The organism is Streptosporangium vulgare (assembly GCF_042428775.1).
GTDB lineage: Bacteria > Actinomycetota > Actinomycetes > Streptosporangiales > Streptosporangiaceae > Streptosporangium > Streptosporangium vulgare.
In genome coordinates, this window is the sequence record NZ_JBHMBS010000005.1 from 446,894 (window position 1) to 460,125 (window position 13,232).

The following is a 13,232-nucleotide window of genomic DNA, read 5'->3' on the forward strand; positions in this document are numbered from 1 at the left end:
TGATGCTCCTGGCTCACGGCATCGGCGGTCGCCAGGACCTGCCGATCCCGTTCTCGGCCGCGCTGATCGGCGCGATCCTCGCCCTGCTGGTGTCGTTCGTGGCACTGGGCGCCCTGTGGACCGAGCCGCGGCTGGGCGGTGACCTCCGCCGTCCCCGCCCGCTCGCCTCCCTGGTCCAGGGGATGGTGTCCGCGCGGGCGTGGCCGTGGTTCTGGCGCGTCGCCGGGCTCGTCGCCGCGGCGTACTTCTGCGTGGGCCTGCTCTTCGGCCCGGACCGGGTCGAGAACCCCACGGCGGGGGTGTTCTACGTCCTGTTCTGGGTCGGCCTGGTGCCGCTCTCGCTGCTGTTCGGGCCGGTGTGGCCGGCCCTCAACCCGCTGCGGACGCTGCACCTGCTGGCCTGCCGGGGACTGGGACGCGACCCCGGCACCGGGTTGCGCCCGCTGCCGGAGGGGCTCGGCTACTGGCCCGCCGCCGCCGGTCTCCTCGCCTTCGTCTGGCTGGAACTGGTCGCCCCCGAACGGGCCACCCTGCCCGTCATCGGGGCCTGGCTCGCCGTGTACGTCGTGTTCATGCTCGGGGGAGCGGTGCTCTTCGGGTCGCGCTGGTTCGACCACGCGGACGCGTTCGAGGTCTACAGCACCCTCGTCGGCCGGCTCGCCCCGGTGGTGAGAGGTCCCGACGGCGTCGTGACCTGGCGGAACTCGCTCGACGGGATGGCCGGGCTCCGGCCGGTGCCGGGACTGACGGTGCTGGTGGTGGTGCTCCTGGGCTCCACCATGTACGACAGCCTCTCCAACGCGCCGATCTGGGTGCGCTTCGTGCAGGAGAGTTCGGTGCCGGCCCCGGTCATGGGGACGGTGGGCCTGCTCACCGTCATCGGGCTGGTCCTCGCGGCGTACCGTGGCGCGACCTCGCTGGCCGGCCGGTGGGGCGCGGCGGAGCCGGGGACGACGGCGGGCGAGCTCGCCCACGCGGTGGTCCCGATCGCCGTCGGGTACGTGGTCGCCCACTACTACACGCTCCTGCTCCTGGAAGGCCAGCGGACCCTCGCCCTGCTCTCCGACCCGCTGGGCACCGGTGCCGACTGGCTGGGCACCGCGGGGTGGACCGTCCAGGCGATCGGTACCTCCCCCGCCGGGATCGCCATGCTCCAGGTGACGGTCATCGTCGTCGGCCACGTGCTCGGCACCGTGCTCGCCCACGACCGCGCGCTGGCCCTGTTCCCGAGGCGGACCGCCGTCATCGGGCAGATTCCGCTGCTCGTGCTGATGGTGGTCTACACGGTGGTGGGCCTGCTCCTCCTCTTCGCGGGCTGACCCGCCCGCCGCCACCGCTCACCTCCGCCGTGGGCACCCAGTCGTCGTTCACCGCGCCCCACCCGAAGTCGCGGGCCGGGAAGGTCGAGCCCCGGAAGACGCCCTGCGCGACCTGGCTGAAGCCGGTGGTGGCGTCTCCCCTCCTGCCGCAGTGGCCGACGGTGACGAACCCCCTGCGGGTCCCGCGGGTCACCGGGAAACCGGCGGAGCACCCGGCCCGTGCCGACGTGGTGGGCGTCACCGCCCTTGAGACCGTACCCGGGACGCTCCAGGGCGAGCAGGGCGCGGGTCCTCCATGGAGGCCAGCACGACGACCAGGTCCATGTCCACCCCGATGGACTTGATGGCGTTGCGGGTCAGCGGGGCGTGCCTGGACAGGACGACGACCCTGTTGTTCCGCACGTCGACGTAGCGGACGCTCCCCCCGGCCGGGTGGGTGAGCAGCGCCTCGTCGAGCTTCCGCTTGACCGCCCTGAGCGTCGCCAGCGACGCGCGGACGACCTCGGCCCTGGCGCCCGCGGAGACGATCCTCGGAATGTCGGCGGCGCTGGTGGTGGCGACCACGAGGGTCTGCGCCAGGGCTCCGATGAACCAGGAGCCGCCGAAGCGGCCGCCGAGCTCCTCGCGCAACCGCGCCTCGACCTGCGTCAGCCGCATCTCGTTGCGAAACCGCTCCTCGGCCTGTTTCCTGGTGAGACCGAGATCGCGCTGGAGCGCCTCGATGACACCCCGCGGCAGGTTTATCGCGGGGGGAGTGCTCTCCGCCCTCTGGGGCGGGGCCACCGGGGTGAGGACCGTCGGGGTGACGGCCACCGGGATGAGGGGAGTGGGGGTGACGGCCACCGGGATGAGGAGCGTCGGGGTGACGGCCGTCGGAGCGGGAACGGTACCCGCCGGTCGGGGTGCGGTGACGGCGGGGGAAGCGGTGACGGCCGGCGCGGTGGGAACGGTGCCCACCGGCCGGGGTGCGGTGCCGGCCGGTGAAGGTGCCGGGGCGGGGGCGGTGCCCGCCGGTCGGCGCGTGGCGACGGCCGGAAGGGTCGTCAGGATGAACGCGGTGATCGCCAGGAGGCACCCCGTGGCGGCGATGTGACTGCGGGACATGTGGTCTCTCCTCGGCCTCGGCTGTGAAGCGTGAGGGGGGGAGGTCGCCCCGCGTCGACGGGCAGGCCGCGCGCCACGGGCACCGCCACCCTAATCCAGACACCGCCGGTTCCGGCCGAGGAGGCCGGACGCCACGCTGCGCGCGCACCCGGTTTGACCGGGGGACGTGGTGGAGATGAAGGGGCAGGCGGGAGGGCCGGTGCGTCGGATGGCCGGTGACCGCGCCTCGGCCGCGTGAGCGGAACCGAGGATTGCAGGACATGTCCACCTACGTTCAGGGAGGTCGTCATGCCGCGGCACAGCCGCTTGGGCAGGTTCGGTATCTGGAGCGGGGCCTGGGGCAACGCGTTGCGCGGCAACGGCCCGGCCGACATGGGCGAGTTCGACGACGCGGCGGCCGAGCTGGACGCGCTGGGGTACGGCACCCTCTGGCTCGGCGGGAACCCTGCCGTCGGCTACGCCGTACCGCTCCTCGACGCGGCTCCTCGCGTCACCGTGGCCACCGGCATCCTCAGCATCTGGGAGTACGGGGCCGCCGAGGTCGCCGCCCAGTGGGCCGACCTTGAGAGAAGGTATCCCGGGCGTTTCGTCCTGGGGCTCGGCGTGAGCCACGAGGGCTTCGCCGAGCGGTACGCGCGCCCGTACTCCGCGATGCGGGAGTATCTGGACGCGCTGGACTCCGCCGCCGATCCGGTGCCCGCGCAGGCGCGGGTGCTGGCCGCTCTCGGCCCCAGGATGCTGGAGCTGGCCAGGGACAGGGCCGCGGGCGCGCACCCGTACCTCGTCACCGTCGAGCACACCGCCCGGGCCCGCGAGATCCTGGGAGAGGACGCCCTGCTCGCCCCCGAGCTGAAGGTCGTCCTCGATCCCGACCTCGAAAGCGCCCGCGACACCGCGCGCGGCTATCTCCGCCTCTACCTGAAGCTGCCCAACTACACCAACAACCTGCGCCGGCTGGGGTTCGGGGAGGACGACTTCCGCGACGGGGGCAGCGACCGGCTGGTGAACGCGGTGTTCGCGCTCGGGGACGCCGACGCCGTCGCCGAGCGGGCCGCGGACTTCCTGGCCGCGGGAGCCGACCACCTGGCGATCCAGGTGGTGACCGACGACCCCTTCCATGACCTGCCGCGCGCCGCGTGGCGCCGCCTGGCCGGGGCACTCCCGCTGGACGGCTGAGCACGGGCCCGCTTCGCGGGACGCGCACCGGGAGCCGACCGGCCCTCGTCCGGGACCCGCACCGGGCCCCGGTCAGCCGATCCGGTCGGCCGATCCGGTCAGCCGAGGCGGTCAGCCGATGCGGAGCGGGAGCGTGCGTGGCCCGCGGACCTGGCCGGTCGCCCAGGTCACCGCCGCCGGGTCGTCGAGGCTGAAAGCCGGGATCCGCTCCAGCCAGACCTCAAGGGCGACCCGCAGCTCCATGCGGGCCAGGTGCGAGCCCACGCAGCGGTGGATACCCAGGCCGAACGCGGCGTGCCGGTTGACCTCGCGGTCGATGACGACCTCGCCCGCCCGGTCGAACTGCGCCTCGTCGCGGTTGGCCGCGGGGAACGACAGCAGGATCCAGTCGTCGGCCTTCATGTCGACGCCGTTCCAGTGCATGTCCTCCTTGACCAGTCGCGCCATCGTGACCGGCGCGTAGGCCCGGAGGAACTCCTCCATCGCGGTCGGCAGCAGGGCGGGCTCGGCGACCAGGCGCTCGCGGTCGGCCGGCGTCTTGGCCAGGTGCCACAGCGACGCGCCGATCGCGCTCCACGTCGTGTCGATGCCGGCGATGAGCAGCAGCGCCATCGTGCCCGCCACGTGCAGCGACTCCAGCTTCTGGCCGTACAGCTCCGCGTTGATGAGGTAGGTCGTGAGGTCGTCCCGAGGGTTGTCGATGTGGTCACGGATCTGCTTCAGCAGGTAGTCGAACAGCATCTCCATCCGGGGGATGCGCTCCTCCGGGGGCAGGTTCACGCCCTCCAGCGCGTTCTCGACGAATTCGCGGAACCGCGGCCCGTCCTCGGGCGGGAAGCCCAGCATGTCGGCGATGACGCGCGTCGGGATGTGCTGGGCGTAGTCACGGGCGGCGTCGATGACGTCCTGCCCCTCCAGCGTGTCGAGGAGCGAGTGGCAGAACGCCCGCGTCGCCGGCTCCTGCCTGGCGACCGTCGTCTTGGTGAACATCGGCAGCAGCAGCTTGCGCGCGTCGTGGTGGAAGGGCGGGTCGGAGGAGATCGGCGGCGTGCCGCCCACCGGCGCCACCTCGGGCGGCGGCCGGAAGTTGCTCACGACGACCGACCGGGAGGAGAAGCGCTCGGTGTCGTAGGCGATGGCCGCGACGTCCTCGTAGCGGGTCGGCAGCCACGCGCCGCCGAACCGGTCGGTGTGCGCGATCGGGCAGCGCCGCCGCAGGTCGTCCTGGATCGGGTACGGGTCGGCCGCCCACTCCGGCTCGGTGTGGGAGAAGTCGGTCGCCCAGTCGGAGACCGGTCCGGTGACGACCGCGTTGCGCACGCCGTCAGGGCGGTCTCGCAACCTCTCCTGGAACTCCTGCTGGCCGAAGCGGTCATCGACGGTCATGTCGCGCCTCCTGGAGGATCTCGATCGTTCTTTCCGGGCAGTTCGCCACGGCCAGGCGTGCCGCCTGCTCCTCGTCCGGTGGTACGACGCCGTCGCCGACGACATGCCCGTAACCCTCGTCGTCCTCGCCGAACAGGCCGGGGGCGAGGTCGTAGCAGCGACCGTGCCCCTGGCATCTGTCGGAGTCGAGCTTCACTCTCATCAGGGCGCTCCCCTCTGTGCGGTGCTGTCGACGCTGTCGGCAGGGGCCAGGGCGGCGACGACACGGGTGAGCAAGGCCGCCCACTCCTCGTCGTCGACCGTGTGCAGGTCGGATGTGACGAGCGCGCTGCCCATCGCGAGCAGCAGGCAGAAGTGCGACAGCGCGTCCGGCGACAGCGCGCCGTCCAGCTCGCCGGCGTCCTGGGCGGCACGGACGAGCCCGGCGAGCCAGTCGGCGCGCTCGCCGACGTAGTCGCGCATCGGCCGGGCGACGTCCTCGTCGCGGCGCGCGGCCACGAGCGCCTCGACGATGAGGGAGCCGTGGGCGTCGGGCCGCCGGCGCGGGAGCCCGCGGCCGACGACGGCCAGCAGCTCGGTGATCGGCCGGTCCGGCTCGGCGGCGAACAGCTTGGCCAGCAGCTGCGGCCCGTGCGCGCGCAGCGCGACCACCAGCAACTCGGCCTTCGAGCCGAAGTGGGCGTACAGGGCGCCGTTGCTCACCCCCGCGGCCGCGGCGATGTCGGCCACGCGCGTGCCGTCATAGCCGCGCAGGGCGAAGGACTCGGCCGCCGCTCGCAGCAGCCGCTCCCGGGTCTCGGTGGCGGTGACGCCCGCGATACGCCCCATAGGCCAATTAAAAGAACGTTCATTTGATATGTCAACAGTGGCGTGATCCCCTGGTCGTCTGTGTCTGACGGCCTTGCAGATGGAAGTGCGTCACCTCAGATGGAAGCGGACATGGAAGCGCGACATCGGGGTTGGCAGTAGGGGCGTGTACGGCAGGAGGTTCGGCCCAAGAAATGCCGGCGATCTGGCCCCGGCGACTGGCGTTAGTGGTGGCACCGGCGTGCGGCGAGTCGTTCGCGTCGTGGGTTGATCGTATGGCCCTGCAGAACGGATGCCCGCCGTGGACGATGGTCGAGGCGTTAGGGCTGGATGTACGCGCGTCAAGTGACGTTCGTTCACTGGCGTACGGCATCGTTGCGACACCGAAGATGTGCAGAGCGATCGAGGCTGCGACAGGCGTAAGCGCCGAGATCGTGCGTGGTATGCACCTGGAGGTGTTCGACGGCTCGGCCGTGGACCTGGCAGGCGTTCCCGTGGGGGTAGGGAGTCAGTCCGTCGGGCAGAGGGCCGTGAGTGGGTGCAGTTCTTCGGCGGCCGGGCATGCCCGAAGTGCCTAGCGGCTTCGGAGGGAGTGTGGCAGGTCTGGTGGAAGCTGGGCTGGGCCGCGGTTTGTCCCGCGCATCGGGTGCTGCCGGTGGATCACTGCCCGAGATGCCGCGTTCCCGTGCGACGGGGCCCGGCCGGTCAGCCGGGCCGTCTGTCTCGCTCACGGATGTCGGCTCCGTTGCAGTGCGGCGCGCTCCTCAGCGGGGCTGTATGCGACCAGCCGATCCCACAGATCAGCACGAGCACGGTGAGCAACGAACTCGCCGATCAGCAGCAGCTCGTGCTCAAGGTGGCGACGCGTCGCCGGCCTGCGCTGATCGCGGGCCAAGTGGTGAGTGCCGGTCAGTCGGTAGCTGTCAAACCGATTGAGACATCAGGCTACTTGTGGCGTCTGTACTGAGGTCTGCGTCTGAAGAGTCATGGATGGCTTGTTGATCCACACGCGGGTGGGCAGCGGCGGAGGGCAGGGCCGACGGCCGCGGAACCGCTCGGGGTGGGCCAGGAAGGCCGCGTTCAAGGTGGCGATCCGCTGGGCGTGGACCTCGACCGCGGAGCCGTCGTGCACCGATGCCGGGGTGTGCATTCCGATACCGGAGTGACGGTGCTCGTTTTCAACTGTCGCCGGTTCCCCGTGAAGCCCGGCCTGGATGGTAACCGTAGGTGCTCTCCGGCAGGGTATCGGCGTGCGACAACGGGGCCGAGCTCCTGGAGAGCACCGCGGGCTCGGCCCGCGCCTTCTTCGCCGTGTTCTCCTCGCGAATCCGACCGGCTGGCCTGGTATGTTTGAAAACTTTGTTCGTACCGGGAAGGAACGCCATGGACGCCCTCTCTTTGCACAGCCGGTTCCTCAGCGACGCGCTTCCTCGGATTCGGCAGGATTCGAGAGTGGCCGGTGTTGCCGTCGCGGGGTCCCTCGCGGGGGGACACCCCGACATCTACTCCGATGTCGATCTCATCGTGGTCATCGACGACGAGGCGTTCGGCTCGGTCATGAAGGAGCGTCTCGCGCTGATCGGCTCGTGGGCCGCCCTTGTGGCGGGGTTCACCGGGGAGCACGTCGGCGAACCCCGCCTGATCATCACGCTCGTCGGGCCACCCCTCCTCCATGTCGACTTCAAGTTCGTGCGGGCTTCCGAATTCGCCGAGCGCGTTGAGGACCCGGACATCCTGTGGGACCGAGACGGCGACCTGGCCGGCTCCCTCGCGGAGCATCCGCTGGCAGCCCCGCAGCTCGACCTCCAGTGGATCGAGGACCGGTTCTGGATCTGGGTGCACTATGGTGCGACGAAACTCGGCCGCGGTGAGCTGTTCGAGGTCATCGGCTTCCTCAGCTACCTGCGCGAGGCCGTGCTGGGTCCTCTGGCTGCTCAACGGGTGGGTGCATCACCCCGCGGAGTCCGCCATCTCGAATCCATCGCACCGGATGAGGCGCGTGACCTTCGGAGAACTCTCTGCGGTTACGACCGGCACGACGCCGGTCAGGCTCTCCTCGCCAGCGTCGAGATCTACCGGCAGTGGCTCGACGACACCGAAGCGGCGATCGAACGCCGCCGCCACGCCGAAAAGCTTGCCGTGCAGTACCTCCACGATGTCATCGATCCGGCGAGCTGACCGAGCTGCCCCGCCGCGCACACCGTCGGGCGGCTGTCTCACGGTGAGGGCCAAGGGCGCCAACGACGGGCCATCGAAGACCTCGCCGCCGCCCACGTCGTTCGGCGACATTGTCCAGCGGCAGTTGGAACAATGGAGCAGCCCTCAGCGCTGAGGGCTGCTCCATTGTTCCCCGAGGCCGTCATAGCCTCCACCCAGTCCACCCGAAGCATGACACTTGATCTTCGACCGGGTACTGCCAACTTCGATGACGCGACCACCCATATTTCGACACCCGTCGAACTGACAGTGCCGAGGTCGGGAGCAGGTCCCACTGTCATCTTCGATGAGTCCAGACAGTCTGCCTGGGGCCCTTGCGGATGTCAGTACGGCACACGGGTCGTCAGTGGGTGCACGCTCATCTGCGGCGACCGGCCCGTCCGGCGCGGCGACAGCGACACCCCGCGCAGGCTGTGGCGGAGGTGAAACAGCCGAACCGCCCGCGCCGACGGCGGAGGCCCCGACCGAACGCCCCCACGTGGCCGACAAGCCGCGCCCGAGCCTGACCCCGACGCCCTCGCCGTCCCCCGAGCCCGAGCCCGACGAGGGTCAGGGAGCCCAACCCCAACACGGCCGAAGACCTGTACGGGGCCGGGTTCACCGTCGTCGACCGGCATCGCCGGCAGAACGGCCGGGCCACCACCCATCTCCTGTACGAACAGGGGACCGGCCTCGACCGAGGGGTCACCCTGTCGAAGAACGTCATCCCGTGCACCGTCGAGATGGGCGCCCTGCTGCGCGTGCAGCAGGGCGCCCACGGTAACGGCTGGGGCCGCTACACCGTCTACGCCGCCCCGACCCGCCTCCTGGCGAGGAAGGAGCGCGTCGTCCGGGGCCGCGATTTCGCCAGGGCGGCGTGGCAGAGCGGCCGGACCCTCTGCGACTAGACCCGCTTCTCGTGCCAGGTGTAGTAGAGGTAGGTGCTGCCGGGCCCGGTCAGCGTGCCGTAGACCTGCCAGAAGCTGTTCGGGGCGAGCGAGAAGCGGAAGACCTTGTCACCGGGCCGGTCGTCCACGAAGGCGGTCTGTGTGCCGTTGTTCCAGATCCGCACTTCGATCGTGAACGTTGAGGTGTCCGGGATGTCGAGGCAGATCTCGTAATCGTACGAAAGCGAGCCTCCGATGTTGTAGCTGCGCCCGTCGATGGCCCCTCGCTCCATGTTGGAGGGGATATAGCTGTTGTACGCCCGCGTGTACCCGCCAGTGGAACAGTCGACCGCGGAGGTGGCCGCGGACGCGGGGTTGATGCCGGTGAGCATGGCGCCGAGGACGCCGATGAGAACGAAGATGGTGCGCTTCATGCCTCTCCTCATCCGTGCGAGTGAGCCTCCGACCAATTAGTTGAAGACTGAACTGATTCTGATGAGGTTGCCGTGGCCGGACAAGGCCGGGCGGGGATTCCCGTGAATTCGCGTCAAGTGGGCCACGTTGAGCTGCGCCGATGAATCCGTCCTGCCTGCTTCGGCTGAAACTAAGGTGAAAGCCGCATGTCAGAGGGTTCGGAGGTGGCCGTCGCCTCCCCGACGTCTGGTGCTTACGGTCGCCCGCCGGAAACCGGTAAGCCCACGGGCGTGCCGTCACGTGGCGGGCTCGCTGGGGGCCGGCGTGCCGGCCACCCTGATCGGCGACTCCCTGGAGGCCGCCCGCACCCGCAGGCGCTCTGGGAGATCCCGGCCTGGAAGGGGCAGGAGCCGAGACCGGCCTCGACAGCGCCTTGTCTGCGGCAGATCCGCATGGGTCAGAATGTGCCGATGGCGATGTCCGCTGGCGACTCCGGTCCGGTCCGGATTGTGACGGCCGTTCTTCGCGACGGCGATCGGGTGTTGCTGTGTCATCGAAGCGCCGGACGCCGTTGGTATCCCGATGTGTGGGACCTGCCGGGCGGTCATGTCGAGGAGGGGGAGGATCCGAAGGAGAGCCTTGTCCGCGAGCTTCGGGAGGAGTTGGGAATCACGGCATCGGAGCCGTCCGGCCCGCCGATGCGTGAGATCCGGACCGCGACGTTCGACATGCAGATCTGGTTGGTCGACGGGTGGGCCGGAACACCCGTCAACGCCGCGCCGGACGAGCACGACGCTGTGGCGTGGTTCGAGACGTCCGACCTTGACAGCCTGAGTCTCGCCCATGAGTCGTATCTCTCGATGCTCACCGCCGTGCTCGTCACGTGACGTCGCTCCGGAGGCCAGGGGGGCGCTCATCGGCAGAACGGTGCCGGACAGTCGCTGTCCCGGACGCGGTGACTTCGGATAGGCCCATGGCCGGGGGTTCTCGGTCGCGGACCGCGAGAGCCGAACCTGTCGCCCGGGGAGATCAACGGCGATCACCTCGGCAGAGACCCGGCCGCCGACTTCAAGGATGTCGGCGGCCGAGCCCCCGAAGGACCCCGGGAAAGATCGAGCGGGCCGATGGCACCGACTGGAGCGCCGGCGAAAGCGTCGAGAAGCACGGTCGTTCCCGATCGCGTGATCTCTGCGACGGTCCCGGTGAGGACATCGCCGACGTTCACGGTCCTCGGCCCTGGACGGCGACCGTCGAGGGCCGTGGAGGGCGGCAGCGGCCGGGCAGGGGCTGGATCACCGCGGCCGGCTCAGCGGCCGTGGGCCCAGATCAGACCGCCCTGGCCGGAAGACGCCGCGCCGACCGCCCAGGCGGAACCGCTCTCCGGCCGGATGGCGAGGTCACGGACGAGTGCTCTCCGGTTCGGCGGAGCCGGAAAGGCGTCCGGCTCGACACCGTCGGTGCCGATGTGCAGGAACCCGCTGCCCCCGCCCTTGGCGTCGTAGACGACCCAGGCCCCGCCTCTGCCGTCGGGCTCCGCCTGGGCGCGCGGCTGAATGCCCGGCTCGCCACGGACCTCGAAGCCGAAGCCGCCCAGATAGCCCGTCAGCAGCAAGGTCTCACCGCAGAAGGAGCGCCTGGCGCCGCCGCACGGCCAGGCGACCCAGCCGACGGCCATCACCCGGCCGGTCTCACCGTCGACCGCGACATCCGTCAGCTCCGAGATCTGGCCCGAGCGCGCGGACGGAATCGCGGGGAGCGCGACCGTGCGCCAGGCCGCGCCGCTCCAGCGGGCCAGAGCCGCCCTGCCCCGCACCGAGCCCGCCGCCCACTTGCCGTCGAGTCCCTTGACCACGATCGGGGTGTCGACCTTGCGCCACACCGACCCGGTCAGGCGCCGCAGCGTGGACCGCGCCTTCCACCCGGAGCCGTCGGCCACGGGGAAGGTGTTCGAGTTCTCGACGACCCACAGGTTCTCGCCGATGGCGTACGCCCGGTCCACCCGGCCATGGCGCCACCGCTTGACCTGCCAGCGCCTGCCGTCCCACCGGGCGTACCGCGACGTGCCGAACGCCCAGACCCTGGTGTCGGACGCCGACGTCAGCCGCTTCACCCGGAAGCCCGGCCCGGTGACCCGCTTGAAGGCGGACCGGCCGCCCTTGAGCAGGAGCGACTCGGTGCGACCCGATCCGCGATCCGGGCGCCTCGTCCCGGCGACCCAGACCGCCCCGCCCGGCGTCACCGTCACCGCGTCGTAGGAGTCACGGCGCTGCTCATGGACGATGCTCCACTGACCGGCCGGTGCCACGGCGTGGGCGGCGGCCGGCCCGGCGGCGACGAAGAAGGCGATGGCTGCGGCGGCGCCGCGAAACAACATTCCCATAAGGGTGAGACGCGCCTTCCGGAGGAAAAGTTTGCACGCGGCAGGGCGGGCGGTGGCGAGATCCGGACCCCTCGCCCGGCCGTCTCCGTCCGGCGACGAGGCGTGCTTGGCGACCGTCGCGTCGTCAGGCCGGATCGAGGCCGCCTCTTGTCGGAGCCGGGGGTGGGGTAGAGGGTGTTCCGTTGCGTGCGTGGTGCGCGAAGGCGTGCACGGCGCGGACGTGGCACCGTGACCGGGGCGGTACACGACCGCCCCTGTCGGACTGGCGGCTTGATCGGCTTCGTGACAGGCCGTGCCGTGCCGGGGAACGGCGTGCCGGGGAACGCCGTTCGGGGGAACGGCGCCCGGGAGAACGGCACCCCCCGACGCTCTCGCGTCGCCGGTGGGCTCAGGGCCGCGGGCGGGGCCGGCCCTCGTCCTTCGCCGCCGGGCGGGCGGCGGGCCCGGGCGCGGTCATGTCGAGCAGCAGCATCGCGTCGTGGTCGGGGGTACCGGGCTCGGCGACATAGACGCCCAGGCGCTGGCCGGGGGTGCCCTCCAGGTTCATGGACTGGGGGCTGAGCTCGATGGTGCCCACGTGGGGGTGGTGGAAGGTCTTGAGGGTGTGCCTGCGGCCGGTCACGTCATAGCGCTCCCAGAGCTTGGCGAAGTCGGCGCTCTTCAGCAGCAGCTCGCCCACCAGGCTGGTCAGGTCGGGCGCGTCGGGGGCGGTGCCGGCCTGGGCCCGCAGGCGGGCCACGCAGCCGCGGACCTGGTTGTCCCAGTCGGGGAACAGATCGCGGGAGGCGGGGTGGAGGAAGAGGTAGCGGGCCAGGTTGCGCTGCTTGAGCGGCCAGTCGTCCATGCCCGCGTACAGGGCGAGCCCGCCGGGGTTCCAGGCGAGAAGGTCCATGCTGCGGCTGACGATGTAGGAGGGACTGGGGCGCATCGTCTCCAGCAGCAGCCTCAGGTGCGGGCGTACGGTACGGCTGGGCGAGGGCGGTGGTCCGGAGGCGTGGTGGGCCGCGCGGGCGACCAGCTCGCGCAGGTGCTGGTGTTCCTGGTCGTCGAGCCGCAGGGCGCGTGCGAGAGCGTCGATCACCGAGGGGCTGGGGCGGGTCTCCTTGCCGCGCTCCAGGCGCACGTAGTAGTCGATGCTGATCCCGGACAGGGTGGCCAGCTCCTCCCGGCGCAACCCCGGGGTCCGGCGCAGACCCGTACCGGCGGACAGGCCCACCTGCTCGGGGCCGGTCTGGGTACGGCGGGCACGCAGGAACCGGCCCAGCTCCGTGTCGCTGCCGCCGGTGGTGGGGTGCTGGGATGCCATGCCCTCAGTCTCACACCGTGCCGGCGTGCTCGGTGGCCGGGTGGGGGGCCGTGTCATTACCCCGAACGTCACACCCCGGCACGACCCGCCCTGGCACCGAAGCCGGAACCACGCGAGAGTGGACATTAATAACGAGCTATATGTCCATTTTGGTGCGGGTTGATGATCGCCGCGACGCGGCGGTGACCACCCGGCCACCCCGCCCCGGAAGCGCACTCTACGCATGTGAAATATTGCGGAAAGTGACATCCTGGGGC

Annotated in this window: 14 protein-coding genes; 7 read left to right on the forward strand and 7 right to left on the reverse strand. The window is 70.8% G+C overall.

Annotation, left to right across the window (positions count from 1 at the left end):
• The first annotated feature begins 2 nt into the window (after positions 1–2).
• Positions 3–1,319, forward strand: coding sequence for a hypothetical protein (locus ACFFRH_RS13975; protein WP_386156756.1), 1,317 nt, complete (start codon positions 3–5; stop codon positions 1,317–1,319).
• Between the two features lie 237 nt (positions 1,320–1,556).
• On the opposite strand, the gene ACFFRH_RS13980 is transcribed toward ACFFRH_RS13975, so the two are convergent.
• The gene (locus ACFFRH_RS13980; protein ID WP_344750242.1) at positions 1,557–2,423 is read right to left on the reverse strand and encodes an alpha-lytic protease prodomain-containing protein; all 867 of its coding nucleotides are present in this window, start codon (positions 2,421–2,423) and stop codon (positions 1,557–1,559) included.
• Between the two features lie 288 nt (positions 2,424–2,711).
• Between ACFFRH_RS13980 and ACFFRH_RS13985 the strand changes: the two genes are divergently transcribed.
• A complete protein-coding gene (locus ACFFRH_RS13985) occupies positions 2,712–3,599 on the forward strand; it encodes an LLM class F420-dependent oxidoreductase (RefSeq protein WP_344750243.1) in 888 nt (295 codons plus the stop codon).
• 111 nt (positions 3,600–3,710) lie between these two features.
• Here the strand turns inward: ACFFRH_RS13985 and ACFFRH_RS13990 are convergent, their stop codons facing one another.
• Genes ACFFRH_RS13990 through ACFFRH_RS14000 form a run of 3 tightly spaced genes read right to left on the reverse strand, consistent with a single transcriptional unit; the run spans position 3,711 to position 5,813 of the window.
• Positions 3,711–4,985 (reverse strand): cytochrome P450, encoded by a 1,275-nt coding sequence (locus ACFFRH_RS13990; RefSeq protein WP_344750244.1) that lies wholly within the window; start codon positions 4,983–4,985, stop codon positions 3,711–3,713.
• Positions 4,972–5,187 (reverse strand): ferredoxin, encoded by a 216-nt coding sequence (locus ACFFRH_RS13995; protein WP_344750245.1) that lies wholly within the window; start codon positions 5,185–5,187, stop codon positions 4,972–4,974. Before ACFFRH_RS13995 ends, ACFFRH_RS13990 begins: the two co-directional genes overlap by 14 nt.
• Positions 5,187–5,813: a TetR family transcriptional regulator gene (locus ACFFRH_RS14000; protein ID WP_344750246.1), complete on the reverse strand. Its 627-nt coding sequence runs from the start codon at positions 5,811–5,813 to the stop codon at positions 5,187–5,189. The genes ACFFRH_RS13995 and ACFFRH_RS14000 overlap by 1 nt, the downstream gene beginning before the upstream one ends.
• A gap of 173 nt (positions 5,814–5,986) precedes the next feature.
• Between ACFFRH_RS14000 and ACFFRH_RS44805 the strand changes: the two genes are divergently transcribed.
• From ACFFRH_RS44805 to ACFFRH_RS14020, 4 genes are all read left to right on the forward strand, one after another.
• A complete protein-coding gene (locus ACFFRH_RS44805; RefSeq protein ID WP_512701128.1) occupies positions 5,987–6,370 on the forward strand; it encodes a TniQ family protein in 384 nt (127 codons plus the stop codon).
• 236 nt (positions 6,371–6,606) lie between these two features.
• Positions 6,607–6,759 carry a hypothetical protein gene (locus tag ACFFRH_RS14010; RefSeq protein WP_386156819.1) on the forward strand — a complete coding sequence of 51 codons (153 nt, stop codon included), beginning with the start codon at positions 6,607–6,609 and terminating at the stop codon, positions 6,757–6,759.
• 416 nt (positions 6,760–7,175) lie between these two features.
• Positions 7,176–7,970: a nucleotidyltransferase domain-containing protein gene (locus tag ACFFRH_RS14015; protein WP_386156763.1), complete on the forward strand. Its 795-nt coding sequence runs from the start codon at positions 7,176–7,178 to the stop codon at positions 7,968–7,970.
• Between the two features lie 761 nt (positions 7,971–8,731).
• On the forward strand, positions 8,732–8,896 hold the full coding sequence (locus ACFFRH_RS14020; protein ID WP_386156766.1) for a hypothetical protein: 165 nt from the start codon (positions 8,732–8,734) through the stop codon (positions 8,894–8,896).
• On the opposite strand, the gene ACFFRH_RS14025 is transcribed toward ACFFRH_RS14020, so the two are convergent.
• The gene (locus tag ACFFRH_RS14025; RefSeq protein ID WP_386156769.1) at positions 8,893–9,309 is read right to left on the reverse strand and encodes a hypothetical protein; all 417 of its coding nucleotides are present in this window, start codon (positions 9,307–9,309) and stop codon (positions 8,893–8,895) included. The two genes, ACFFRH_RS14020 and ACFFRH_RS14025, sit on opposite strands and share 4 nt — an antisense overlap.
• Before the next feature lie 450 nt (positions 9,310–9,759).
• Here ACFFRH_RS14025 and ACFFRH_RS14030 point away from each other — a divergent pair, with 450 nt between their 5' ends.
• Entirely contained in the window at positions 9,760–10,176 is a 417-nt protein-coding gene (locus tag ACFFRH_RS14030) for an NUDIX domain-containing protein (protein WP_386156772.1), read from the forward strand.
• Positions 10,177–10,595: 419 nt separating this feature from the next.
• Here ACFFRH_RS14030 and ACFFRH_RS14035 read toward each other — a convergent pair whose 3' ends face one another.
• Complete coding sequence (locus ACFFRH_RS14035; RefSeq protein WP_386156775.1) at positions 10,596–11,663, reverse strand: hypothetical protein; 1,068 nt, start codon at positions 11,661–11,663, stop codon at positions 10,596–10,598.
• Between the two features lie 394 nt (positions 11,664–12,057).
• On the reverse strand, positions 12,058–12,975 hold the full coding sequence (locus tag ACFFRH_RS14040; protein WP_386156778.1) for a helix-turn-helix transcriptional regulator: 918 nt from the start codon (positions 12,973–12,975) through the stop codon (positions 12,058–12,060).
• Positions 12,976–13,232: the final 257 nt, after the last annotated feature.